Source organism: Nocardioides iriomotensis (genome assembly GCF_004168035.1).
In the GTDB taxonomy this organism is placed as follows: Bacteria; Actinomycetota; Actinomycetes; order Propionibacteriales; family Nocardioidaceae; genus Nocardioides_B; species Nocardioides_B iriomotensis.
Genome location: NZ_SDPU01000022.1, coordinates 214093 through 238281 on the forward strand (window position 1 = coordinate 214093; position 24189 = coordinate 238281).

Sequence of the window (24189 nt, forward strand, 5' to 3'; positions counted from 1 at the left end):
GGCGTGTCGCGGGTAGATTTGCCGGGCAGCCCCCGCCCAGGCATGAAGGAGCCGAGTTGCCGCCCCGCACCGCCGGAGGAACCACGATCGACAACACGTACAACGCCCACCACCTCCTCGTCCTCGAGGGGCTGGAGGCCGTCCGCAAGCGGCCCGGCATGTACATCGGCTCCACCGACACCCGCGGCCTCATGCACTGCCTGTGGGAGATCATCGACAACGGCGTCGACGAGGCGCTGGCCGGCGCGGCGAGCCGGGTCGAGGTCGTCCTCCACCCCGACGACTCCGTCGAGGTGCACGACGACGGTCGCGGCATCCCGACCGACAAGGAGCCCAAGACCGGGCTCCCCGGCGTCGAGGTCGTCGCGACCAAGCTGCACGCCGGCGGCAAGTTCGGCGGCTCGTCGTACGTCGCCACCGGCGGCCTGCACGGCGTGGGCCTCTCCGTCGTCAACGCGCTGTCGGCGCGGATGGACATCGACGTCGAGCGGTCCCCGTCGGTCCAGGGCATGTCGTTCCAGCGCGGCAACCCGGGCGTCTTCGACGGTGAGGGACCGAAGGCTGCGTTCTCGCCGCAGTCCGGCCTGACCCGCAAGGGCGGCCGGGTCAAGAAGGGCGTCACCGGCACCCGCATCCAGTTCTGGGCCGACCGGCAGATCTTCACCAAGGACGCGACCTTCGTCTACGACGAGCTGGTGACCCGCGCGCGGCAGACGTCGTTCATCGTGCCGGGCCTCGAGATCCTGATCCGCGACCTGCGCGGTGACGAGCCCGTCGAGGAGAGCTTCAAGCACGACGGCGGCATCTCGGAGTTCTGCGAGTTCCTCGCCGCCGACGAGGCCGTCACCGACGTGCTCCGCCTGCAGGGCGAGGAGCGGTTCACCGAGACGGTCCCGCTGCTCGACGACCAGGGCCACATGACGCCGCAGGACGTCGAGCGCGACCTGGTCGTCGACGTCGCCCTCCGCTGGGGCACCGGCTACGAGACCGAGCTGCGGTCCTTCGTCAACGTGATCGCCACGCCCAAGGGCGGCACCCACGTCGGCGGGTTCGAGGCCGCGCTCACCAAGACGTTCAACGACGTGCTCCGCGCGACCAAGACGCTGAAGACCGCCGAGGCCGACGTCGTCAAGGACGACGTTCTCGAGGGCCTCACCGCCGTCGTCACCGCCCGGCTCGCGGAGCCGCAGTTCGAGGGCCAGACCAAGGAGGTGCTCGGCACGCCGGCCGCCCGCACGATCGTGCGCAAGGTCGTCGCCGCCGAGCTGAAGAAGTTCCTCACCTCGACCAAGCGCGCCGAGAAGGCGCAGGCCAAGCTGGTGCTGGAGAAGGTGGCCAACGCCTCCCGCACCCGGATCGCCGCGCGCACCCACCGCGAGACGCAGCGCCGCAAGAACGCCCTCGAGTCCAGCGCGCTCCCGTCGAAGCTCGCCGACTGCCGGTCCAACGACATGGACCGCAGCGAGCTCTTCATCGTCGAGGGTGACTCCGCCCTCGGTACGGCGAAGCTCGCGCGCAACTCCGAGTTCCAGGCGCTGCTGCCGATCCGCGGCAAGATCCTCAACGTGCAGAAGGCATCGGTCGGCGACATGCTGAAAAACACCGAGTGCGCCTCGATCATCCAGGTGGTCGGCGCGGGCTCGGGCCGCACGTTCGACATCGACGCACGCCGCTACGGCCGGATCATCTTCATGGCCGACGCCGACTCCGACGGCGCGCACATCCGCTGCCTGCTCACGACGCTCTTCTTCAAGTACATGCCCGAGCTGATCAAGGAAGGCCGCGTCTACACCGCGGTCCCGCCGCTGCACCGGATCGAGCTGTCCAACCCCAAGAAGGGGATGGACAAGTACGTCTACACCTACTCCGACCCCGACCTGCAGCGGAAGCTCGCCGAGCTGACCAAGAAGGGCGTGCGCTGGAAGGAGCCGGTGCAGCGCTACAAGGGCCTCGGTGAGATGGACGCCGACCAGCTGGCCGAGACGACGATGGACCCGATGCACCGCACCCTGCGGCGCATCACCTTCGACGACGCCGAGGTCGCCTCCGAGGTGTTCGAGCTGCTGATGGGGTCCGAGGTCGCGCCGCGCAAGGACTTCATCATCCAAGGCGCCTACGAAGTGGACGCGGACACGTTGGACGCGTAGCCCTCAGGCGTCGCGCCTGAGCACGGCCGACCACAACGGCCACTGCCCGTCGGAGGAGGCGTGGCGGTCCAGCGACACCAGCCGCACGTCGTCGCCGGCGAGCGCGCGCATCTCGGCCTCGTCGAGCGGCCACGGCGGCTCTTCCGGGTACGGCGCGCCGTCGGGCCGGATGACCTGCACCGCGACCATCTCCCCGCCCGGACGCAGCAGCGCCCGCAGCCCGGCGCCCGCCTCGGAGCGGACCACGGGCGGCATCGCCTGCACCGTGAACACCTCGACCACGAGGTCGAACGCCCCGCGCAGGTCCTCCGGGAGGTCGAGCAGGTCCGCGACGCGGAACTCGACCGGGCTGTCCGGGTAGCGGGCGGTCACGAGCCGGATCGCGCTGGGGGAGATGTCGAAAGCGGTGGTGGCCCAGCCGTGCGCCGCGGTGGCCTGCGCGTCGGCGCCGAGGCCGACCCCGACGACCACCGCGCGGCGACCCTCACCGGGGCCGAGCGCGGCGAGGTGCTGCGCGACCAGCGGCATCGGGTCGGTCCGAGGCCACGGTGTGTCGACCTCGTCGCGCACAGCCGCGGACCACAGCTCCTCGAACCATCGGGTGGGCTCGCCGTCGCGGGCTGCCGCCGTGCCCAGCCGGTCGGCGGCGCGGGCCCAGCTCCGTTCGTCGGTCACGGACGCGACGGTAGCCGGGCTGGCAGCATGGCGCCATGCTCGATCACGACGCCGTCAGCCACTGGGTCACCCGCTACGAGGAGGTCTGGCGCACGCCCGGGGTCGACGGCGTCGCGTCGCTCTTCACCGACGACGCGACGTACCTGACCTCGCCGTGGGCCGACCCGGTTACGGGCCTCGCCGACATCGGCGCCTTCTGGGACGCCGAGCGTGACGGGCCCGACGAGCCGTTCACGATGACCAGCGAGGTCGTGGCGGTCGACGCGCACGCGGCGGTGGTCCGGGTCGAGGTGCACTACACCGGCGACGAACCTCAGGCCTGGCGCGACCTGTGGGTGCTGCGGTTCGCGGCCGACGGGCGGTGCAGCCACTTCGAGGAGTGGCCGATCGCGCCGCCTCGGGGCACAGCCGGCTAGACCTTCTGGTCGAGCAGCCCGCTGTCGACGTCGTAGAGGAAGCCGCCGACCTCGACCGTGTCGGGGATCAGCGGGTGGCTGCGGACCTTGCGCACGTCGTCCTCCAGCGCGGCGACCTGGTCGGTCACGACGCCGAACGTCTGCCAGGAGGCGTCCTGGCCGGCCGACTCGCCGACCCGCTCGCGCAGCTGCTCCAGCGTCGAGCTCGCCATCGCGCAGCGGGTGTGCGGCACGACGAGCACCCGCTTGACGTTGAGCAGGTGCGCCCCGAGCACGAGCGCCTCGAGCGCCGCGTCCGTGACGCGGCCGCCGGGGTTGCGGAAGATCTTGGCGTCGCCGGGGGAGAGGCCGAGCATGCGCAGCGGGTCGATCCGCGAGTCCATGCAGGTCACGATGGCGATGCCGGCGTGGGCGATGCCGTCGAAGCCGCTCAGGTCGAACGTCTCCGCGTAGGCACGGTTGGCGGCCAGGAGGTCCTCGAACGCGTCGGTCACGCGTCGGAACCTACCGGAGTGCCGACTCCGTCACGGCGGCCGTCCACCGCCGCAGCCCGACCGGACCCTTGAGGCACGACTCCCGGCGCTCGACGTCGGTCGGCTCCGAGACGACGCGCACCTGCCAGCGCCGGCCGTCGGCGTGCGTGACGGTGGCGGTCCAGGCCTGGTCGCCGTCCGTCTCGCACGCGGGTACGGCGAGGGCGTCGAGGGAAACCTCGGCGGTGGCCTCGCGCACGAGGAGCTCGGCCACCTGCGCGGGCCCGGACCAGGTGGACCGGCCGCGGCTGCCGGACACGACCGTCTCGCCGCGGTCGGCCGCGGCGAGCAGTGCGCTGGCACCGTCGACGTCGAGCCGTCCGTGCAGCGTGCCCGCGGGAAGCAGCACGGCCGTGGGCGCGAACCGGTGGCCGGAGGTGTGCGTGACCTCCCAGACCCGCCCGGTGTGCGCGGCGGCGGCGCCGATGGCGACCGGCCGGCCCTCGACGGCGCAGCAGACGTCGCGGGTCCCGTTGGTGCACACCAGGAGCTGCGCGCGGTCGACGGGCACGAGCGAGGGGAGCGATCGGCGTACCGCCTCCTGGTCGCCGTCGCGGACCGCGGCCCAGTCGAGCGCGAGCACGTCCTCGGGCGCGGCGATCGTCCCGGAGAGCAGCCACGTGGCACCCGGACGGGTGTGCGCGACGAGGAGACGGCGGGCGTCGTGGTCGTGGTCGACGTGCTCGTCCGCGTGCCGCCCCGGCCGCCGGACCAGCACGGGACGGACGTCGTGCTCGGCGGCGACGGCCTCGATGGCGCGGCCCAGCTCGGGGTCGAGGTGGCTGGCGGTGAACGCCTTCGCGCCCCACGGTCCGCTCTGCTCCAGCGCCACCCAGCCGAGCGCCTGCGGGGCGGAGCCCGCGAGCTGCTCGCCGACGAGGGCGGAGTCGGCCGAGCAGGACGAGCCGGTCACACCGCACCCCGCACGGTCTCGCCGGGGGAGAGGGCGCGGGTGGCCGCACCACGGAACGTGACCACGGCGACGACGGCGGCGACCGCCGCGCACACCGCGGCGCCCCAGAACACCGTCTGCAGCTGGGCGAGCCCGGCCTCCTTGAGCAGCCGGGTGTACTCCGCGCACTGGGTGCCGGAGGCGCAGACCTCGGTGGGCGTGGGCAGGTCGACCTGGACGGCGTAGTAGCGGCGCAGGCCGATCGTGGTGAGCGCGCTGATCCCGACGAGCATGCCCACCATCCTGGCGACCACGAGCAAGGCGCTGGTGACGCCGTGCACGGCGTCGTCGGTCGCGGCCAGCAGCGCGGCGTTGACCGGTGCGAGCGCGAGTCCGAAGCCGAGCCCGGCCATCACCAGCGGGACGGTCGCGACCGGGTGCTCCAGGCTGGTCAGCCCCCACTGCGCCATCCACACGAAGCCACCCGCGGCGAGCAGCATCCCGACGGCGGTCACGAGTCCGGCCGGGACCCGGCGGGTGAGGAACCCGCCGAGCAGGGCGCCGACCGGCAGCGCGACGAGCATCCGCACCAGCACGAGCGCGGCGAGCAGCTGGGAGTCGCGGTAGACCGTGATGCGGGCGAAGATCGGGATGTCGACGAGCGCCGCGATCAGCGCGGCGCCGACGAACAGGCTCACGACCAGCGCGCCCCAGGCCGGGGTCGCGCGCAGCGCGCGGTGCGGGACGAGCGGATGGCGGCTGACCCGGTTGCGCCACACGAAACCGGCGGCGGCGACGGCGGACCCGGCCAGGAGCCACGGGCCGGCGGGGGAGAACACCGAGACCTCGGGGTCGGCGGTCGCGAACGCGAGGATCACCCCGGACAGGGCGAGGCCGAGCAGGGCGGCGCCGAGGACGTCGATCTCGGCGGCGGTACGGCGCCAGCCGCGCAGGTCGACGAGCGGGGACGCCGCGGTGACGCACCGCACCGCGAGCAGCACGACGAGCACCAGCAGGGCCAGGCCGGCCGGGGACAGCAGCCGGCTGTCGCCGGTCACCGGCACGAACATCAGCCCCCAGGTCACGTCGCGCGCGATCGCCGGTGGCTCGAGCATCACCAGCGTGAGCGCGGCCGCGGCGAGCAGGGCGAGGAGTGCCCCGAGCCGGTCCAGCGGGCGGTGCGGCCCGAGCCGGCGGATCACGACGGCCAGCAGGACGCCGACGAGCAGGTTGAGCGCGAAGATCGCGTGCCAGCTGCTCACCGCGAGCACCAGCGCGCCGTACAGCGGGCCGACGACGCTGCCGAGCTCCTGCACCGCCCCCACGACGCCGAGCGGGACGCCGCGGCGCTGCGGCGGGTAGAGGTCGGCGACCAGCGCCAGCGTGGCCGGCACCAGGCCACCTCCGCCGACGCCCTGGAGGAACCGGCCGGCGACCATCGTCTCCAGGTCGAAGGCCGCGGCGGTGACCAGCGAGCCGAGCGCGAACACGACGAGCGAGCCGACCAGCACCGGCAGCCGTCCGCGCAGGTCGGCGATCCGCCCGATCAGCGGCAGGACGGCGACGTACCCGAGCAGGAACCCGGAGACGATCGGGGCCGCGCGCTGCAGCTCGTCGATGGCCAGGCCGACCCCGGTCATCATGTCCGGGAGGGCGAGCACCACGACGTAGGTGTCGGCGGCCGCGAAGCCGACCGCCGCCGCGGCGAGGACGAGCAGGGTCCGCTCGGCCCGGCCGGTGCCGGTCACGGCGCGGTGATCTCCTTCTCGACGCCGTACTCGGAGAACCGGATCGTGTAGGTCACGTCGGCGGCCTTCGGGTAGAACGGCCCGGTCATCGTGACCTCGGAGAGCTGGTTGCCGTCGTCGAGGGTGAAGGTCGCGTCGAAGTCGGCGTCGGCCTGGGCGCTCGGGATGACCGACGCGACCGCGTCGCCGGGGAGCGTGCCGGTGATCTCGGTGAGGACCTCCTCGCCCTCGCGGACCTGCTCGCCCTCCTCCACGGAGTCGGCGGCGGTGAGCAGCGACGACAGGCCGCCGTCGGCGGCCATCAGCGCGGCCGGGTCGGGCGCGGAGTAGTCAGCGGGGTCGATCGGGGCGTAGTCGGTGGTGAACGGCAGCACGGCCCACACCTTGCCGTCCACCGCGATCACCTTGGCCTTGGCGGTGAGCCCGCTCGCGGAGACCTGGATGTCGCCCTCGAAGGCCGGCGCGTGGGTGCCGACCCCGTCGGCGGTGAGCAGGCCGTTGACCGAGGGCGGCAGCTCGTCGGCCTTCAGCGCGATCCGCACGCCCTCGGTCTCGTCGAGGGTGGTCTTGGCCGCGGCGAGCCGTTCCTCGGGGGTCAGCTCGGGGGTCTCGTCGTCGCCGCCGCAGGCCGCGAGCGTGCCGGACCCGAGCAGCGCGAGCGCGGCGAGCGCCGCGAAGGCGCGGGGACGCGTCATGCGGGCAAGCCTCCCACGGGGCCGGCGACGGCGAGGATCGGCTGCGACCCCGCGGTGCCGGACCCGTCCCGGCGCCCGACGGGCTCGGGCAGCTCGACCGGGGCGCCGCTGGCGGCCGCGGCCCGCGCCGGGCCGTTGCCGGCCCACGCCAGCACGAGCGTGTCCTCGCCCTTGAGGAACCGGTGGCAGCGGACGCCGCCGGTGCCGCGGCCCTTGCCGGGGTACTCCGACCAGGGCGTGACCTTGAGCGCCCCGGCCTCGGTGCCGGGGAGCGCCGACGACGACCCGGACGCGGTGACGACGACGGCGTCGTCGCCGGGCGTGAACGCGCCGAAGAACACCACGCGCTGCTTGGGGGCCAGCCGGACCCCGGCCATACCGCCGCCGGAGCGGCCCTGGGGGCGGACACCGGAGGCGGGGAAGTGCAGCAGCTGGGCGTCGCTGGTGACGAAGCAGAGCTCCTCCTCGCCCGTGGTGAGGGGCAGCGCGCCGACCACCTCGTCGCCGTCGTTGAGCCGGATGACCTCCCAGGTGTCCTTGTTCGAGAGCACCTCGGGGTTGACCCGCTTCACCACGCCGAGCCGGGTGCCGATCGCGAGCCCGGGGCCCTCGTCGGTGAGGGGCGCGAGCGCGAGCACCCGCTCACCGCCCTCCAACGACAGGAACTCGCTCACCGGTGCCCCGCCCTGCAGGTGCGGCGCGTTGGCGGTCGCGGGCAGGCCGGGGAGGTCGAGCACGTCGAGGCGCACCAGCCGGCCGAGGGTCGTGAGCGCGCCGACCTGCCCGCGCGCGGTCGTGCGTACGGCGGAGACCACGACGTCGTGCTTCGCCCGGCCGCCGCCCTCGCCCGGAGGCTCGGTGTCGGAGGTGCGGGCGAGCAGGCCGCTCGAGGACAGGTAGACGAAGCACGGGTCGTCGGCCACCTCGAGCGGCACCGCGGCCGACACGGCCTGGCCCGCGGACTCCAGCAGGACCGTCCGCCGGGGCGTGCCGTAGGTCTTGGCGACCTCGGCCAGCTCGTCGGAGACGACCTTCCGCAGCCGCGTGTCGTCGCCGAGGATCTCGTCGAGCTCGGCGATCGTCTGCAGCAGCTCGGACTGCTCCTTCTCCAGCTCGATCCGGGAGAACTTCGTGAGCCGGCGCAGCGGCATGTCGAGGATGTAGTTGGCCTGGAGCTCGGTGAGGTCGAAGACGCCCATCAGCCGCTCGCGGGCCTGCTCCGCGTTGTCGCTCGAGCGGATCAGCTGGATGACCTCGTCGATGTCGAGGATCGCGATGAGCAGGCCCTCGACGAGGTGCAGCCGGTCGGCGGCCTTGCCGCGGCGGAACGCCGAGCGGCGGCGTACGACGTCGAAGCGGTGCCCGAGGAAGACCTCGAGCATCTCCTTCAGGCCCAGGGTGCGCGGCTGCCCCTCGACGAGCGCCACGGCGTTGATGCCGAAGGAGTCCTCCATCGGGGTCTGCTTGTAGAGCTGCTCGAGCAGCGCCTCCGGGTGGAAGCCGTTCTTGACCTCGATCACCAGGCGGAGGCCCTTCTCCCGGTCGGTGAGGTCCTTGACGTCGGCGATGCCCTGGAGCTTCTTGGCCTGGACGAGCGACTTGATCCGCTCGATGACCTTCTCGGTGCCCACGCCGTACGGCAGCTCGGTGACGACGATGCCCTTGCGTCGCGGCGTGACGCTCTCGACCCGGGCGGTCGCCCGCATCCGGAACGAGCCCTTGCCGGTCTCGTAGGCGTCGCGGATGCCGTCGAGGCCGACGATCTTGCCGCCGGTGGGCAGGTCGGGGCCGGGGATGAAACGCATGAGCGCCTCGAGGTCGGCCTGCGGGTGGGTGATCAGGTGCCGCAGCGCCTGCACGACCTCGACGAGGTTGTGCGGGGCCATGTTGGTCGCCATGCCGACCGCGATGCCGGCGGCGCCGTTGACGACGAGGTTGGGGATCGCCGACGGCAGCACCGACGGCTCGAGCTCGCGGGAGTCGTAGTTGGGCTTGAAGTCGACGGTGTCCTCGTCGATCGAGCCGGTCATCGCGAGCGCGGGCGCGGCCATCCGGCACTCGGTGTAGCGCATCGCGGCCGGCGGGTCGTCGGGCGAGCCGAAGTTGCCGTGGCCGTCGATCAGCGGCACGCGCAGCGACCAGGGTTGCACCATCCGGACCAGCGCGTCGTAGATCGCACCGTCGCCGTGCGGGTGCAGCCGGCCCATCACCTCGCCGACGACGCGGGCGCTCTTGACGTGGCCGCGGTCGGGCCGGAGGTTCATGTCGGCCATCGTGTAGAGGATCCGGCGCTGCACCGGCTTGAGGCCGTCGCGGGCGTCGGGCAGGGCACGGCTGTAGATCACCGAGTAGGCGTACTCGAGGAAGCTGGTGCGCATCTCGTCGCCGACGTCGATGTCGAGGATGTGCTCCTCGAAGTCGTCCGGCGGAAGGGTGCTCTTGGAACGGCGTGCCATGCAGGCATTCTCGCCTGTGCCACGGACCGGCCCGGACGGGGCACGCTGGCGGGAGCCGATAGATTCCTCACGTGAGCGAGACATCGGGCTACCCGCGGCACTGGGAGGCCGACGTCCTGCTGCGCGACGGCCAGTCCGCGCACCTGCGGCCGATCGCGCCGGACGACCGCGAGCTGCTCGTCGACTTCTACGAGCAGGTGTCGGCCGAGTCGAAGTACCTCCGCTTCTTCGCCCCGATGCCGCACCTGTCGGAGCGCGACATCCAGCGGTTCACCGACGTGGACCACCACGAGCGGGTGGCGTTCGTGCTCACCGTCGCGCAGAAGATGATCGCCGTCGGCCGGTTCGACACGCTGCCGCACGAGGCCGGCGAGCCGGTCGTCGCCGAGGTGGCCTTCCTGGTGCAGGACGCCCACCAGGGTCGCGGCATCGCGCAGCTCCTGCTCGAGCACCTCGCCCAGGCCGGGCGCGAGCGCGGGGTCGACAAGTTCGAGGCCGAGGTGCTGCCCGAGAACGTGCGGATGATCCAGATCTTCCGCGAGGCCGGCTACCAGGTCGCCGGCGGCTACGAGGACGGCGTGATGCGCCTGGTCTTCCCGATCGACGCCACCGACACCTCCGTCAACGTGATGCAGGCGCGCGAGCACCGCGCCGAGGCCGCCTCGATCCAGAACTTCTTCAACGCCCGCTCCGTCGCCGTGATCGGCGCGTCCCGCCGCCAGGACACCATCGGCCAGACCCTCGTCCGTAACCTCGTGCTCGGCGACTACCAGGGCCGCGTGTACGTCGTGAACCCGGCGGCCACGTCGGTGGCCGGCCTGCCGGCGTACCCCGCGGTGGGCGACATCCCCGACGATGTCGACATCGCGATCGTCGCCGTGCCGTCCGACGCGGTCCCCGACGTCGTGCTCGACTGCGCGGCCAAGGGCGTGCACGGACTGGTCGTGGTGTCGTCCGGCTTCGCCGAGACCGGCGACGAGGGACGGCAGCGCCAGCGGCGTCTCGTGGGGCTCGCGCGCAGCTACGGCCTGCGGCTGATCGGGCCCAACTGCCTGGGCATCATCAACACGGCGGGTCAGTACTCCCTCAACGCCTCGCTCGCCCCGGTGATGCCGCCGCGCGGCCGGGCCGGGTTCTTCTGCCAGTCCGGTGCGCTCGGCGTCGCGATCCTGGAGAAGGTCGGCCGCCGCGGGCTCGGCCTCTCCACGTTCGTCAGCGCCGGCAACCGCGCCGACGTCTCCGGCAACGACCTGCTGCAGTACTGGGAGGAGGACGACTCCACCGAGGTGGTCCTGCTCTACCTGGAGTCGATCGGCAACCCGCGCAAGTTCTCCCGCGTCGCTCGACGGGTCTCGCGGCGCAAGCCGGTGATCGCCGTGAAGTCCGGCCGCAGCACCCAGGGCGTGCCGATGGGTCACGCCGTCCGCTCGATGCAGGCGCCGCAGGCCGCGGTCGACGCGATGTTCCGGCAGGCCGGCGTGATCCAGGTCGACACCCTCGACGAGATGTTCGACGTCGCCCAGCTCGTCGCCCACCAGCCGCTGCCGCGCGGCCGCCGGGTCGCGGTCGTCGGCAACTCCGACGCCCTCGGCCTGCTCGCCGCCGACGCCGCCGCGTCGGTCGGCCTGGTCGCCAAGGAGCCGGTCGCCCTGGGGGCGGACGCCAGCGCCGAGGACTTCGAGGAGGCGCTCGACGCCGCGATCGACGACCCCGAGGTCGACTCCGTGGTCGCGGTGTTCATCCCGCCGCTCAACACGTCCGGCGCCGAGGTCGCGCACGTGCTCGCGGCCGTGGGGGAGCAGTCCGACAAGCCGCTCGTGTCGTCGTTCCTCGGCGTCGAGGGCATCCCCGAGCTGCTCCGCGTCCCCGACGTCGCCGGCTCCACCGCGGGCCGCGGCTCCGTCCCGTCGTACCCCGCGGTCGAGGCCGCCGTCCGCGCGCTCGCCCGGGTCGTCGACTACGCCGAGTGGAAGCGCAAGCCCGAGGGCGACCTGGTCCAGCCCGACGAGGTCGACATCGGACGCGCCCGCAGCCTGGTCAACCGGGTGCTGGTGGAGCGGCCCGAGGGCCGCGAGCTCGGCTTCACCGAGCTGCGCGACCTGCTCGATGCCTACGGGATCAGCATGTGGGAGCGGCACGAGGTCGCCACCGAGCAGGAGGCGGTCGACGCCGCCGAGAAGCTCGGGTACGACGTCGTGCTCAAGGCCACGGCCGAGCACCTGCGGCAGCGGCCCGACCTGGCCCACGTGTGGCGCAACATCGACACCGAGGCCGAGATGCGCGACGCCTGGCAGACCATGCACGGGCTGATCGACCACCCCGAGGCCGCCGGCTTCATCGTGCAGAAGGTCGCCGAGCCGGGCGTCCCGGTGTCGATCGCCGGCATGGAGGACCCGCTGTTCGGGCCGGTCGTGTCGTTCGGCGTCTCCGGGGCCGCGACCGAGCTGCTCGGCGACCGGTCGTACCGGATCCCGCCGATGCACGGCGGCGAGGCGGCCGAGATGGTCCGCGAGATCAAGGCGGCGCCGCTGCTGTTCGGCTACCGCGGCAGCGAGAAGGTCGACGTCGACGCGGTCGAGTGGCTGCTGCTGCGGATCGCCCAGCTGAAGAACGACCTGCCCCAGGTCCGGGCGGTCGACCTCAACCTCGTGCTGGTCGGCGCCGACGGCGCCACCGTGCTGAACGCCGTCGGCCGGGTCGAGCCGGTCGCCGACGCGCGCTCCGACTGGTTCACCCGCCGGATGAGCGCGGTCACCGGGGACACCCTCCACGGCTGACCCACGGCCCCGCGCGCGGGACTAGGGTCGAGGGCATGGCCAACCGCACGATCGGCATCTCCGACGACCTGGCCGGCTACGTCCGCCGGGTCGGCACCCGCGAGCCCGAGGTCCTCGCGCAGCTCCGCGCGGAGACGGCGGCGCTTCCGCAGCACGCCATGCAGGTCGCCCCCGAGGAGGGCGCCTTCCTCGCCATGCTGGTCGAGCTGACACGCGCGCGGCGCTGCGTCGAGGTCGGCACGTTCACCGGCTACTCGTCCACGGCGATCGCGCTCGCGCTCCCCGACGACGGCCGGCTGGTGTGCTGTGACGTCTCGGAGGAGTGGACGACGATCGCGCGGCGCGCCTGGGTCGAGGCGGGCGTCGACCACAAGATCACCCTCGAGATCGCGCCGGCGACCCAGACGCTCGACCGGCTCATCGCAGAGGACGGCGAGTCGACGTACGACTTCGCGTTCATCGACGCCGACAAGAGCGGGTACGACGCCTACTACGAGCGCTGCCTCCGGCTGGTCCGTCCCGGTGGGCTGATCGCCGTGGACAACGTGCTGTGGGGCGGCCGGGTCGTCGACGACGAGACCGACGACGAGGACACGCGGTCGATCCAGGCGCTCAACGCCAAGATCGTGGCGGACGACCGGGTGTCGATGGTGCTGCTGCCGGTGGCCGACGGGGTCACGCTGGCCCGCGTCCGCTGAGGACGACCCCGGCCCGCGTGTCAGGCGCGGGCGACCTCGCGGCGGCGGACCAGGGTCCAGACGTTCTGGTCGTCGGTGAACTCGTGCCGCAGCTCGTCCAGTGCTGCCTCGGCGAGCGCGAGACCGCGGCCGCTCTCGGCCATCAGGTCGTCGGGCATCTCCGGGTCGTCGGCGACCTCGACCTCCGGGCCGGAGTGGGACAGCACGCCCACGAGCCGGTCGTCGTGGACGTCGAGGACGAAGGTGTAGACGACCGTCAGGCCCGGCGGTGCGTGCTGGACGACGTTGCCTGCGATCTCGATGATCGCCATCTCGATCATCGACATGTCGCCCTCGCTCAGCGAGGGGTGGTCGGCGCGTGCTTCGGCGAGGACGTCGTGGAGCAGCTCGATCGACTCGGGCACGGCGAGCCCGCTGACGGTGTACTCGGCAGGGGCCGGGACCTCACCAGCCATCGGCGGCCGCCTCGACCGACTCGAACGGGCGCAGCACCCGGTCGAGGTTGGTCAGCTTCAGCACGGTGGCGACCTGCTCGTTGACCCCCGCGATGCGCAGGTCGCCCTGCGCCTGACGCGCCTTCTTCAGCGCCGCGATGAGGGCGCCGAGGCCGGACGAGTCCATGAAGGTGACCGCGGTGAGGTCGACGACGACGTGCGTGCCGCCGTGGTCGACCAGGTCCTCGATCGCGCCCTTCAGGCGTGGTGCGGCGACCATGTTGAGCCGTCCGTCGAGCCGGACGACCGCCACCTTGCCGCGGACGTCGCTCGTGTCGATCTCCATGTCAGGCCTGCTCCTGCCTCGCGTTCGTGGGTGCGTCGTCGTGCGCCGGGTCGGTCTCGACGTCGTCGTCCGGGGCGCGGAAGGCCGCGGCCCGGAAGATCACGCTGAGGATCAGCAGGTCGTAGGCGACCCACAGCACGTTGACGAACGTACCGATCGGAGCCTGCGACGCGCCGGTCCACAGCCGCAACACGCCGATGAGGGTGGCCAGGACGAGCACCGCGACCGCGACGGTCTGCGGGATGATCAGCCGCCACGGGAACGGCTGCCGGGCCTGCCGGGTCTTGGGCGTCACCACGAAGCCGAGCGGCCGGCCGAGGAACACGTTGGCCGCGGCGGTCCAGCACGCGCGGATCCACAACGGGAACAGGGCCATGGAGTACTGCTGGCCGCGCCAGGTCTTCACGCCGTACCCGACGACGAAGAACAGCAGCTGGTTGGCGACCATGAACGGCACGAAGTGGATCAGGAACTCGAGGCCGAACGCCTTCACCGGCAGGATCCCGAAGCACAGGTAGATGACCGGCGCGGCGATGAAGACGACCGCGGCGAAGCCGGACAGGTAGCTCCACATGGTCGCGAAGTACATGAGCCGCTGGCCGAGGGTGAGGCCCTTCTGCACGAGGGGGTTCTCCCGCAGCATCACCTGGATGGTGCCCTGGGCCCAGCGCAGCCGCTGCTGCAGCATCGTGCGCAGGTCCTCCGGCGCGAGGCCGTGGGCGAGCTGCTCGTGGTGGTAGACCGACTTCCAGCCCAGCGTGTGCAGCCGCATGCAGGTGGCCATGTCCTCGGTGACCGAGACGGTGGCCAGCGGCATCATCGGCTGGGCCTCGTCGTCGCGGTCGACGTCGACGGCCTTGACCAGCTCGCGCACCGACTCGATGGCGCCGAGCGGCGACCAGTCGCGCTCGGCGAGCCGGTCGAGGGCGTCCTCGTCGACGACCACGACGCCGAGCTCGGCGTCGATGTCCACGCCGAGCTCCTCGATCGCCTTCAGGTCGTCCTCGATCGCGCGCATGTCCTTCGCCACCATCGAGCGGGCGGCGGCATCGACCCGCTGCTGGAAGGCGTAGGTGACGTCGGCGACGGGCGCGCCCGCGCTCAGCCGCTGCCGCGCCTCGCGGACTGCGGTCTCGACGGCGGCCAGGGTGCCCAGGCTCGGGTCGGAGGTACGGCGAGCCTCCCGCACGACCCGGGACATCAGGCGGGCCGCGGTGGCGAGCGCGTCGCGCACGGCCTCCTCGGTGGCCTTGACGTAGCCGACGATGCCGAGCTGCATCAGCGCCTCGCGCCGCAGCACGGCGTTGGAGCCGCAGAAGAACGCGGCGTTCCAGCCGTCCTTGCCCTGCTGGATCGGCCCGTAGAACAAGGGCGCCTGGCTGCCGAGCGGGTCGGACTCGGTGACGTTGACGAAGAACTGCGGCGTCTGGACGAGCGCGACCTTGGGGTCCTCGAACCAGCCGAGGGTGCGGTCGAGGATGCGGGGATCGGGCACCTGGTCGGCGTCGAGGATCAGCATGTACTCGCCCTGCGTCTGGAACAGCGCGTTGTTCAGGTTGCCGGCCTTGGCGTGCCGCGGCCGGTCGGTCCAGTCGTCGGAGCGCGTGATGTAGCCGATGCCGTGCTCGGCGGCGGCCGCGCGCATGTCGGGCCGGTCGCCGTCGTCGAGGATCCAGGTCTCGTGGGGGAACTCGATCCGCTTCGCCGCCCGGGCCGTGGCCAGGACGAGCTCGACCGGCTCGTTGTAGGTGCACACGAACACGTCGACGGTGGCGTCCGGCGGCGGCAGCGGCGGCTCGCCGCGCTCCTTGACGCGCCACATCGTGAGGCCGAACAGGTAGGCGTCGACCAGCGCGTACGTCTCCGCCACGACGAGGGGGACCGCGATCCACCAGTTGGCCCAGTTGACGGAGAAGAGCCAGCGCCAGCCGACGTACCAGGTGCCCAGCGTCAGCGTGAGCACCACGAGCACCCGGATCAGCAGGTGCTTGCCGGGGTAGCTCTTCACGAGCCGGAACTCCGGGATCCCGGTGACGTCCGCCGCCCCCGTCGGCCGGGTCACAGCTGGTCCCGCCGGACCACGATGCAGGTGATGTCGTCGGTGGCGACGTGGTCGCGGGCGTACTCCTCGACGATCTTCACCGCCTCGGCAGGGTCGGGGTAGTTGACGACGGTGATCCGCGCCGCCTCGACGGCCTCCTCGATGCTGTCGAAGAGGTCGAGCAGGCCGTCGCTGAGGCAGATGAAGGTGTCGCCGGGGGCGAGCTGCACGGCGCGGGCCTCGCGGCGGAAGTCGAGCAGGCCGATCGGCATCGAGTCGGACACGAACCGCAGGGCGGTGCCGTCGGCGCGGACGATGCCGGCGATGCCGTGCCCGCAGTCGATGTAGCTCAGCACGTGGGAGCGGTAGTCGAGCCGGGCCACGAACATCGTGATGAAGCTGGAGATCTCCTCGAGGTCGTCGGCCATCGAGACGTCCGTGCGGTGCAGCGACGTCTCCACGTCGTTGAACTGCGAGGTGCCGCGCAGGACGGCCCGCGCGCCGGCGCCGACGAGCGCGGCCGCCATGCCCTTGCCCATCACGTCGGCGACGACGAACTGGTAGCCGTCCTGGGCCGGGAACCAGTCGTAGAAGTCGCCGCCGACCGCCAGGGCGGGCACGCAGGTGCCGGCGACGGTGTAGCCGGGCAGCTCGGGCACCCGGCGCGGCAGCAGCCGGCGCTGGACGTCGCCCGCGCGGTTGAGCTCGTCGGTCAGCGCGAGCTCGGCCTCGGCGATGTCCGCGAGCTGGCGCAGCATGTCGAGCTGGTCGTCGGTGAGGTGCCGGGCCTTGTCGTCGGCGATGCAGAGCGAGCCGACGGGCACGCCGTTGGGCGCCTTGAGCGGCTGGCCGGCATAGAAGCGGAGACCGTCGGCGACCAGGGCGTTGTCCACGAAGCGTGGGTCGTGCGCGGCGTCCTCGACGACGAACGGCGTGTCGTCGAGGACGGTGTAGCGGCAGAACGAGTCGCCGATCGGCATCTCGTCCTTGCCGACCCCCACCTCGGCCTTGTTGTACTGCCGGCGCTCGTCGATCAGGGAGACGACGACGGTGGGGACGTCGAACATCCGCTGGGTCAGCCGGACGATGCGGTCGAAGCGTTCCTCGCGGGGCGTGTCGAGGAGGCGGAGTGCGGCCAGGGACTGCAGCCGCGTCTCGTTGTGGGTGTCTGCCTCGACGGCGTCGAGACTGCGCGAGTCGGGTGCGGCGCTCACAAACGTAAAGATATCGGACTCCCATCGCCGAGTGCGTGGTCCTCCCGTTCGGATGATCGGCAGGTCCCTGCCACGGCATGAGTGCGCGCGGGTGACAGACTTGACGCTATGACCGACCGCACCTCCGACCTGCGCGACGCCATCGAGAAGTCGGGCTACTACCCCGACGTGGTGTCGCACGCGGTCGACGCAGCCGTGGCGGGGGAGGCGGTGCTGTGCTTCCTCGTGCACCACGAGCCGACCATCGACGAGCGGGACGAGGTGCGACGGCACATGAGCGTGCTGGTGCTGACGGCCTCGCGGCTGATCCTGGCGCACACCGACGAGCACCCGCCGGACGACCTGCTGCCGGCGCCGTACACCTCGTCCTCGACGGAGGCCGTCGCGATCAGCGCGATCCGCTCGGTCGTGGTCAACCGGATGGTCGCCAACCCGGCGTCGTACGCCGGCAAGCCGATCCCGCCGCCGGGGGCCAACGAGGCCGTGCTGACGATCGGCTGGGGCGCGGTGGGGCGCGTCGACCTCGAGCCCGCAGGCTGCGCCGACCCGGAGTGCGACGCCGACCACGGCTACACCGGCGTGGTGACCGCCGACGACTTCTCGCTCCGGGTGAGCGCCGCGGCCGAGGGGCCGCAGGCGGTGGCCGACCTGCTCGAGTTCGCCGACGCGCTCTCGGCCAGCACCGGCACCGTCGCCACCCGGTGACCGGGCGGTGACGGACTTCGTCGGTCCCGACTACGGGCACCGGTCACTGGGCGACGTCCTGCCGGCGGTGAGCCGTGCGCTGGGGGTCGACGCCGGCCTGCCCGACCCCGGGCTCGGCCTGCCCGAGGCCGGGTCGTACGTCGTGTTCCTCATCGACGGGCTCGGCTACGAGCTGCTGCGCGACCACGCCGAGGAGGCGCCGTTCCTGTCCGCCCAGCTCGGTGACCCGGCCACGGTGGGCGTGCCGACGACGACCGCGACCAGCCTGACGTCGTTCGGCACCGGCCTCGTCCCAGGGAGCCACGGCGTCGTCGGGTTCACCACCCGGATCCCCGGCACCGACGACCTGCTCAACGCCCTGATGTGGAGCAGCAAGGTCGACCCGCACGAGTGGCAGCCGCACCCGACCGCGTTCGCGCGGATGGCGGCGGCGGGCGTGCACACCACCGTCGTCAACAAGCGCGACTTCCGGACCTCCGGGCTGACCCTCGCCGGCAGCCGCGGCGCCGAGTTCGTCGGCGCCGACCGGGTCGGCGAGCGGCTCGCCGCAGTCCAGGCGGCGGCGGGACGGCAGCCGTCGCTGACCTACATGTACGACGGCGACCTCGACTGGACGGGTCACCGGTACGGCGTCGCCTCGGCGCAGTGGGAGCAGCAGCTGTCGATGATCGACGCGGCGGCCGAGCACCTGCGCGACACGCTGCCGCCCGAGGTGGTCGTCGTCGTGGTCGCCGACCACGGCATGGTCGACTCCCCGCCGGAGTCCCGGGTGGACACCGACGACGAGCCGAGCCTGCTCGACGGCGTCTCGCTGCTCGGCGGCGAGGCCCGGCTCCGGCACGTCTACTGCCGATCCGGGGCCGTCGACGACGTGGTCGCCACCTGGCGAGGCGTCCTCGGCGAGCGCGCCGACGTGCTCACCCGCCAGGAGGCGATCGGGCTGGGCTGGTTCGGCGCCGTCGACCCCGGCGTCCGGCCGCGGCTGGGGGACGTCGTCGTGGCCGCCCGCGGCGACCACTCGGTGATGTCGTCGACCGCGTTCCCCTACGAGGCCACGCTGGTCGGGCTGCACGGCTCGCTGACGTCCGCCGAGATGCTCATCCCGCTGATCGTCCTGTAGGAGGTCGGGCCACGCCGGGCCGGCCGCCCGTGGCAGGATTGCCGCCCGTGGCCGAACTGCAGTTCTTCACCGGGACGATGGACTCCGGCAAGTCGACCCTCGCCCTCCAGACCAACCACAACCACGCGGCGCGCGGACGGTCCGGACGCATCTTCACCAGCCACGACCGGGCCGGCGCTGCCACGCTGTCGAGCCGTCTCGGCCTCCAGCACGAGGCGATCGAGGTGCCGGAGGACTTCGACTTCTGGAAGTACGTCGTCGGGGCGCTGACCCGCGGCGGGAGGGTCGACTACCTCATCTGCGACGAGGCGCAGTTCTACACGCCGGCGCAGATCGAGCAGCTCGCCCGGATCGTCGACGAGCTGCAGATCGACGTGTTCGCGTTCGGCATCCTCACCGACTTCCGGTCTCTCATGTTCCCCGGCTCGGCCCGGCTGGTCGAGCTGGCCGACCGGATGAACGTGCTGCAGGTCGAGGCGCTCTGCTGGTGCGGCAAGCGCGCGACCCACAACGCGCGCACGGTGAACGGCGTCATGGTCACCGAGGGCGAGGTGATCGTCGTCGGCGACGTGGAGCAGCAGGGCGAGGAGCCGCCCGACGTCGGCTACGAGGTGCTCTGCCGGCAGCACCACCGGCGCGGGCTCACCGCCGGCCGCGCCCGGGCGGTGTCGATGATCGGCGAGCCGCTGCCGTTCGGGGACAGCCGGCTGTGACCGACCCGGTCGTCCGCACCGAGGACGCGGTCGCGCTCGCCGCGGCGGGAGGGACGACGTTCCTCGACGTCCGCTGGCAGCTCGGCCGCACCGACGGGTTCGAGCAGTACCTCGCCGGCCACGTCCCCGGCGCGGCCTTCGTCGACCTCAACACCGACCTCGCCGCCCCCGTCGGTGACGGCTCGCGCGGGCGGCACCCGCTGCCCGACCCGGAGCTGTTCGCGGCGGCGATGCGCCGCGCCGGGGTGCGGCACGACCGGCCCGTCGTGGTCTACGACGACGTGTCCGGCACCTCGGCGGCCCGGGCCTGGTGGCTGCTCGAGCACCACGGCCACCCCGACGTGCGCGTGCTCGACGGCGGCTGGTCCGCGTACGTCGCCGCCGGCGGGCCGATGGCGACGGGGGAGGAGCAGCCCGAGGAGGGCGACGTCGTCGCCGGCCCCGGCGTGCTACCAGTCCTCGACGCGGACGGCGCCGCGCGGGTGGCTCGTGACGGCGTGCTGGTCGACGCCCGCGCCGGTGAACGGTTCCGCGGCGAGACCGAGCCGGTCGACCCGGTCGCCGGTCACGTGCCCGGCGCGCGCAGCGTCCCGACCGCCGAGAACCTCCGCGACGGCCGGTTCGCGCCGCTCGACGCGCTGCGGGCGACGTACCAGGCGACGGGCGCCCTCGAACCCGGCGTCGAGGTCGGCGCCTACTGCGGGTCGGGCGTCACCGCCGCCCACGACGTGCTCGCGCTGCGCCGGCTCGGGGTGGACGCGGCGCTGTACGCCGGCTCGTGGAGCGAGTGGGTGCAGGACCCGGCGAGACCGGTGGCCACCGGCCCGTGACCTCCGTCTGCCCGGCTCGTTGAACAGTGTCCCGAGGCCGGGCAGCCCGTCCCATGTCGCCGTCCCGACGGACCGGCGCCCGGCCTCGGTCTCGGGTCGGGGGCCGGTGCAGTCCCAGGGGCCCGGCCCCCGGCCCTTCGCTCAGGCGACGTCCGCGGCGCGCCCGTCGAGCTCGTGCCGCAGCTCGGCGAACAGCTCCGCCGCCGTCGGTACGTCGAGCAGGCCGGCCTCGAAGCCGGTCCAGCCGAACAGCGCGGCACCGTCGAGGACGACCTCGTCGACCGGGACGGCGCCCGGCGTCAGCACGGTGCGGCTGCCCGCCCCGGCGGTGCGGTGCTCCTCGCAGTCGCACTCGCTGCGCAGCACCAGCGTGGTCAGGTCGGTCGCGGCGTACCGGCGCAGCGTCACGGTGGTGCCGCGGGCCAGGAAGTGCAGCACCGACCCGTAGTCGCCCGGCTCGCGCAGCCAGAGCTGGATCGGGACGGCGTGGCTGGCCGCGAGGACGCCGTGGCCACGGGCGGAGAGGTCGGCCACCCAGGTGGCGAAGGTGAGCTTCATGCGAGGAGGTCCTGTGTGCTGGTGTCGGCTGGGCGTGCGGAGGGCACCAGCCGGGCGGCTGGTGTCAGCGGCAGCGACAACACAGGTGATGCATGGTGGGTCGAGGGTAGCGGCAAACCGCTTACCAGTGCACGCCTTTCAGCAGACGGGACAGCAGCAGCTGCTGCGGGCTCTCCTGCTCGGGGACGTCCGCGGCGTCGGCGTGCGCCTTCGCGGCCGCCGAGTCGGGGAACACCTGGTACGCCAGGTGCAGCACCCGGAACGACGTCTTCGGCGCGACGGTGTGGGCGACCGCGCCGATCGAGCCGAGCACGGTGTTGATCTCGTGCGGCCGGTCGGCGAGGGCGTCGAGCACCATGTCGGCGGCCTGCGCCGGGGTGATCGTCGGGAACCGGTCGTAGAGCCGGGTCGGCGCGATCATCGGCGTCCGCACGAGTGGCATGTGGATCGTGGTGAACGAGACGCCGTCGCCGACCAGCTCGGAGCTGACCACGTTCGACCAGGAGTCCAGCGCGGCCTTGGAGGCGACGTACGCCGAGAAGCGCGGCGGGTTGGTCTGCACGCCGATCGAGCTGACGTTGACGACGTGGCCGCGGCCCTGCTCGCGCATCGCCGGGAGCAGCCCCATCACCAGTCGGATGGCGCCGAAGTAGTTGAGCTGCATGGTGCGCTCGAAGTCGTGGAACCGGTCGTGGCTCAGCGCCAGCGAGCGGCGGATCGAGCGGCCGGCGTTGTTGACGACGAAGTCGACCGTGTCGAGGTCGGCGAGGATCTGCTTGCACAGCTCGTCGATCGCGTCGAGGTCGGAGAGGTCGCACGCGTAGACGTGGGCGGTGCCGCCGGCGTCCTCGATGTCGGCCTTCGTCGCCTCGAGCTGGTCCTTGCCGCGCGCGACCAGGACCGGCACGCCGCCGGCCTGGGCGACCTTGAGCGCCGTCACCCGGCCGATGCCGGACGAGGCGCCGGTGATGACGACGGTGCGGCCTTCCAGCGCCTTGCGCAGGCCGGCGTCGCGGGCGGTGTCGGTGTCGAGGTGCTCCTCCCACCAGCCCCACAGCCGGTCGGCGTACGTATCGAGCTCGGGCACCGAGATGCCGGAGCCGTCGAGCAGCCGCTCGGTGCGGGCGGCGCCGTACACCGTCGGGAAGGACACGTGCTCGAGCACCTCGGGCGGGATGCCGAGCCGGCCGACCGTGCCGCGCAGCGCGAGCTGCACCGGGGCGGCGTGCAGCAGGTTGCTGACCAGGTTCCCCGGCCGCAGCGCCCGGGGGAGCAGGCCCGGCAGCACGCCGGTGACCCGGCGGTCGACGGGTACGGCGAAGCGCGGGGCCTTGGCCGCGGCGGCGAGCGTGTTGACCACGTCGATGGTCTGCTGCGGCCGCGGGTCGACGAGGTGGAACGTCTCGCCGTCGTGGTCGGGCAGGTGCGCGAGGTGGTCCATCGCGGCGGCGACGAAGTCGACGGGCACGACGTTGGTGTCGCCGAGGTCGATGCCGACGAGCGGCACCCACGACGGGAGCAGGTCGCGCATCCGCTTGAACAGCGGGAAGAAGTAGTAGGGCCCGTCGATCTTGTCCATCGCGCCGGTCTCGGAGTGGCCGACGACGACGGCCGGCCGGTAGACGCGGAACGGCACCGTCGACTCCTCGCGGACGATCCGCTCGGACTCGAACTTCGTGCGGTGGTACGGCGACGGGAGGCCCTGCCCGACGTCGAACATCGTCTCGTCGAACGTGCCGTGGTAGTCACCGGACGCGGCGATCGAGGAGACCTGGTGGAACGTGCCGGTGGCCAGCGCCCCGGCGAGCTCGAGGGCAGCGCGGGTGCCACCGACGTTGAGCCGCTCGTTCAGCTCGGAGCTCGCGGTCATGTCGTAGATCGCGGCCAGGTGGAAGAAGTGCTCGATCTCGCCCTTGTGCTCACGGATCCAAGCGCGGCTCACCCCGAGCCGGGGCTTGGTGAGGTCGCCCTCGACGGGCACGACCCGGTCCTCGGCAGCCGGACCCCACCGCCGGACCAGGGAGGCGAGACGGTCGCGCGAACCCGGGCGGACGAGCACGTGGATCGTGCCCTCGCGCCGCTCGAGCAGCTCGCCGACGAGGTGCCGCCCGATGAACCCGGTCGCGCCGGTGACGAAGTAGGCCATGTCGGATTATTACCGGCCGGTAACCAAACCGTCCAGGCCTGCGCGCTGCGACGGCAGTCACGCCGCGCCGCCCCAGCCCCCTGAGCCGCCGTCCGGACCGGGTCAGGGACGAAGTCAGGGCAGCTCCTGATGTGCGCGGCCCCCGCCGCGACGCACAGTAGGTGACAGGTCGACGACCGCCGACCAGATATCCACCGGAGGAACCACCATGAACGACGTCCACCAGACCTTCGCCCGCCAGGGACTCGTCCGTCCGCGCGGCAGCCGTGTCCTCGGTGGTGTCTGCGCCGGGCTCGGACAGCGCTTCGGCATCGGCCCGTGGGCGGCCCGCCTGCTCTTCGTGCTGGTCCTCATGGTCATCCCGGGCAGCCAGCTGCTGATCTACCCGGTGCTCTGGATCCTGATGCCGTCGGAGGAGTCCACCTACGGCTACACGCCCGGGACGCCGCCGGCCAACACCGTCGCCTGACCCGAGCGCCACGGACCCGACGCCCCTCCTGGGGCGGCGGGTCCTCTGCTGTGCGGGGGCGTCCGCGTCAGCGTGCGGCGCCGGGGACGAACGGGTCCAGCCGCGTGGGCCCGCCGTCGTGCTCGACGGCGTGGACGATCCGCTGCCGCAGCAGCGCGTCCATCGGAGGCAGCGCCTCCACCGGGAACCAGCCGACGTCGACCGACTCGTCGTCGCCGACCGCGGCCTCGCCGGCGACGTACCGGCAGCGGAAGGCGTGGTCGACGTACTGCGACCGGTCGCCGTTGGGGTACTCGATCGGCGGCGTCACGTTGACCCACGCCAGGGCCTCGACCTCGGCGGTCACGAGCGTCTCCTCGAGCGTCTCGCGCACGGCCGCCTCGGCCGGGTGCTCGCCCGGGTCGACGATGCCGGTGACCGGCGTCCAAGCGCCGTTGTCGGAGCGGCGCACTAGCAGCACCTCACGCTCGTCGCGGAGGACAACCGCGGTCACGCCGACCAGCCAGAGCGGGTCGTGCCCGACCTTCGAGCGGAGCTGGACGATGAAGTCGGGGATCGGCACCCGGCCCACCCTAC

General features: G+C 72.6%; 22 protein-coding genes. 9 read left to right on the plus strand and 13 right to left on the minus strand.

Annotation, left to right across the window (positions count from 1 at the left end; all coding sequences use genetic code 11):
* Nucleotides 1-56 precede the first annotated feature (56 nt).
* Entirely contained in the window at nt 57-2147 is a 2091-nt protein-coding gene (locus tag ETU37_RS11820) for a DNA gyrase/topoisomerase IV subunit B (RefSeq protein WP_129987527.1), read from the plus strand.
* A 3-nt stretch (nt 2148-2150) separates the two neighbouring features.
* Here the strand turns inward: ETU37_RS11820 and ETU37_RS11825 are convergent, their stop codons facing one another.
* On the minus strand, nt 2151-2822 hold the full coding sequence (locus ETU37_RS11825) for a class I SAM-dependent methyltransferase (RefSeq protein ID WP_129987528.1): 672 nt from the start codon (nt 2820-2822) through the stop codon (nt 2151-2153).
* A gap of 35 nt (nt 2823-2857) precedes the next feature.
* Between ETU37_RS11825 and ETU37_RS11830 the strand changes: the two genes are divergently transcribed.
* Nucleotides 2858-3238 (plus strand): nuclear transport factor 2 family protein, encoded by a 381-nt coding sequence (locus ETU37_RS11830; RefSeq protein WP_129987529.1) that lies wholly within the window; start codon nt 2858-2860, stop codon nt 3236-3238.
* Here the strand turns inward: ETU37_RS11830 and ETU37_RS11835 are convergent.
* From ETU37_RS11835 to ETU37_RS11855, 5 genes are read right to left on the minus strand one after another with little or no spacing between them, the layout of a single operon-like run.
* A complete protein-coding gene (locus ETU37_RS11835; RefSeq protein WP_129987530.1) occupies nt 3235-3732 on the minus strand; it encodes a beta-class carbonic anhydrase in 498 nt (165 codons plus the stop codon). The two genes, ETU37_RS11830 and ETU37_RS11835, sit on opposite strands and share 4 nt — an antisense overlap.
* Nucleotides 3733-3742: 10 nt before the next feature.
* Nucleotides 3743-4684 (minus strand): sucrase ferredoxin, encoded by a 942-nt coding sequence (locus tag ETU37_RS11840; protein ID WP_129987531.1) that lies wholly within the window; start codon nt 4682-4684, stop codon nt 3743-3745.
* Entirely contained in the window at nt 4681-6411 is a 1731-nt protein-coding gene (locus ETU37_RS11845; RefSeq protein WP_129987532.1) for an MFS transporter, read from the minus strand. The genes ETU37_RS11840 and ETU37_RS11845 overlap by 4 nt, the downstream gene beginning before the upstream one ends.
* On the minus strand, nt 6408-7106 hold the full coding sequence (locus tag ETU37_RS11850; protein WP_129987533.1) for an LppX_LprAFG lipoprotein: 699 nt from the start codon (nt 7104-7106) through the stop codon (nt 6408-6410). The genes ETU37_RS11845 and ETU37_RS11850 overlap by 4 nt, the downstream gene beginning before the upstream one ends.
* Nucleotides 7103-9562: a DNA gyrase/topoisomerase IV subunit A gene (locus tag ETU37_RS11855; RefSeq protein ID WP_129987534.1), complete on the minus strand. Its 2460-nt coding sequence runs from the start codon at nt 9560-9562 to the stop codon at nt 7103-7105. The genes ETU37_RS11850 and ETU37_RS11855 overlap by 4 nt, the downstream gene beginning before the upstream one ends.
* Before the next feature lie 71 nt (nt 9563-9633).
* On the opposite strand from ETU37_RS11855, the gene ETU37_RS11860 reads away from it, so the two are divergent.
* Nucleotides 9634-12339, plus strand: a complete 2706-nt coding sequence (locus ETU37_RS11860) for a bifunctional acetate--CoA ligase family protein/GNAT family N-acetyltransferase (RefSeq protein ID WP_129987535.1) — start codon at nt 9634-9636, stop codon at nt 12337-12339.
* A 35-nt stretch (nt 12340-12374) separates the two neighbouring features.
* A complete protein-coding gene (locus ETU37_RS11865; RefSeq protein ID WP_129987536.1) occupies nt 12375-13037 on the plus strand; it encodes a class I SAM-dependent methyltransferase in 663 nt (220 codons plus the stop codon).
* Between the two features lie 20 nt (nt 13038-13057).
* Here the strand turns inward: ETU37_RS11865 and ETU37_RS11870 are convergent, their stop codons facing one another.
* From ETU37_RS11870 to ETU37_RS11885, 4 genes are read right to left on the minus strand one after another with little or no spacing between them, the layout of a single operon-like run.
* A complete protein-coding gene (locus ETU37_RS11870) occupies nt 13058-13492 on the minus strand; it encodes an ATP-binding protein (protein ID WP_129987537.1) in 435 nt (144 codons plus the stop codon).
* Nucleotides 13482-13817 carry an STAS domain-containing protein gene (locus ETU37_RS11875; protein ID WP_129987538.1) on the minus strand — a complete coding sequence of 112 codons (336 nt, stop codon included), beginning with the start codon at nt 13815-13817 and terminating at the stop codon, nt 13482-13484. The genes ETU37_RS11870 and ETU37_RS11875 overlap by 11 nt, the downstream gene beginning before the upstream one ends.
* A gap of 1 nt (nt 13818) precedes the next feature.
* The gene (locus ETU37_RS11880; protein ID WP_240755684.1) at nt 13819-15879 is read right to left on the minus strand and encodes a glycosyltransferase family 2 protein; all 2061 of its coding nucleotides are present in this window, start codon (nt 15877-15879) and stop codon (nt 13819-13821) included.
* Complete coding sequence (locus ETU37_RS11885) at nt 15876-17072, minus strand: PP2C family protein-serine/threonine phosphatase (RefSeq protein ID WP_129987539.1); 1197 nt, start codon at nt 17070-17072, stop codon at nt 15876-15878. The genes ETU37_RS11880 and ETU37_RS11885 overlap by 4 nt, the downstream gene beginning before the upstream one ends.
* 108 nt (nt 17073-17180) lie before the next feature.
* Here ETU37_RS11885 and ETU37_RS11890 point away from each other — a divergent pair, with 108 nt between their 5' ends.
* Genes ETU37_RS11890 through ETU37_RS11905 form a run of 4 tightly spaced genes read left to right on the plus strand, consistent with a single transcriptional unit; the run spans nt 17181 to nt 20440 of the window.
* Entirely contained in the window at nt 17181-17777 is a 597-nt protein-coding gene (locus tag ETU37_RS11890) for a DUF5998 family protein (protein ID WP_129987540.1), read from the plus strand.
* Between the two features lie 7 nt (nt 17778-17784).
* A complete protein-coding gene (locus ETU37_RS11895; protein WP_129987541.1) occupies nt 17785-18897 on the plus strand; it encodes an alkaline phosphatase family protein in 1113 nt (370 codons plus the stop codon).
* A gap of 47 nt (nt 18898-18944) precedes the next feature.
* On the plus strand, nt 18945-19610 hold the full coding sequence (locus tag ETU37_RS11900) for a thymidine kinase (protein ID WP_129987542.1): 666 nt from the start codon (nt 18945-18947) through the stop codon (nt 19608-19610).
* Nucleotides 19607-20440: a sulfurtransferase gene (locus ETU37_RS11905; protein WP_129987543.1), complete on the plus strand. Its 834-nt coding sequence runs from the start codon at nt 19607-19609 to the stop codon at nt 20438-20440. The genes ETU37_RS11900 and ETU37_RS11905 overlap by 4 nt, the downstream gene beginning before the upstream one ends.
* Nucleotides 20441-20581: 141 nt before the next feature.
* Here the strand turns inward: ETU37_RS11905 and ETU37_RS11910 are convergent, their stop codons facing one another.
* Together ETU37_RS11910 and ETU37_RS11915 are read right to left on the minus strand one after the other, a co-directional pair.
* Nucleotides 20582-20998: a hypothetical protein gene (locus ETU37_RS11910; protein WP_129987544.1), complete on the minus strand. Its 417-nt coding sequence runs from the start codon at nt 20996-20998 to the stop codon at nt 20582-20584.
* A 121-nt stretch (nt 20999-21119) separates the two neighbouring features.
* On the minus strand, nt 21120-23144 hold the full coding sequence (locus ETU37_RS11915; protein WP_129987545.1) for an SDR family oxidoreductase: 2025 nt from the start codon (nt 23142-23144) through the stop codon (nt 21120-21122).
* A gap of 208 nt (nt 23145-23352) precedes the next feature.
* On the opposite strand from ETU37_RS11915, the gene ETU37_RS11920 reads away from it, so the two are divergent.
* On the plus strand, nt 23353-23613 hold the full coding sequence (locus tag ETU37_RS11920; protein ID WP_129987546.1) for a PspC domain-containing protein: 261 nt from the start codon (nt 23353-23355) through the stop codon (nt 23611-23613).
* Between the two features lie 67 nt (nt 23614-23680).
* On the opposite strand, the gene ETU37_RS11925 is transcribed toward ETU37_RS11920, so the two are convergent.
* Nucleotides 23681-24175: an NUDIX hydrolase gene (locus ETU37_RS11925; RefSeq protein ID WP_129987547.1), complete on the minus strand. Its 495-nt coding sequence runs from the start codon at nt 24173-24175 to the stop codon at nt 23681-23683.
* Nucleotides 24176-24189: the final 14 nt, after the last annotated feature.

Coding starts and splice junctions, on each gene's coding strand:
- ETU37_RS11830 (WP_129987529.1), top strand. CDS start 2,858: ATGCTCGATCACGACGCCGTCAGCCACTGGGTCACCCGCTACGAGGAG.
- ETU37_RS11850 (WP_129987533.1), bottom strand. CDS start 7,106: ATGACGCGTCCCCGCGCCTTCGCGGCGCTCGCCGCGCTCGCGCTGCTC.
- ETU37_RS11855 (WP_129987534.1), bottom strand. CDS start 9,562: ATGGCACGCCGTTCCAAGAGCACCCTTCCGCCGGACGACTTCGAGGAG.
- ETU37_RS11865 (WP_129987536.1), top strand. CDS start 12,375: ATGGCCAACCGCACGATCGGCATCTCCGACGACCTGGCCGGCTACGTC.
- ETU37_RS11870 (WP_129987537.1), bottom strand. CDS start 13,492: ATGGCTGGTGAGGTCCCGGCCCCTGCCGAGTACACCGTCAGCGGGCTC.
- ETU37_RS11875 (WP_129987538.1), bottom strand. CDS start 13,817: ATGGAGATCGACACGAGCGACGTCCGCGGCAAGGTGGCGGTCGTCCGG.
- ETU37_RS11890 (WP_129987540.1), top strand. CDS start 17,181: ATGACCGACCGCACCTCCGACCTGCGCGACGCCATCGAGAAGTCGGGC.
- ETU37_RS11910 (WP_129987544.1), bottom strand. CDS start 20,998: ATGAAGCTCACCTTCGCCACCTGGGTGGCCGACCTCTCCGCCCGTGGC.
- ETU37_RS11915 (WP_129987545.1), bottom strand. CDS start 23,144: ATGGCCTACTTCGTCACCGGCGCGACCGGGTTCATCGGGCGGCACCTC.
- ETU37_RS11920 (WP_129987546.1), top strand. CDS start 23,353: ATGAACGACGTCCACCAGACCTTCGCCCGCCAGGGACTCGTCCGTCCG.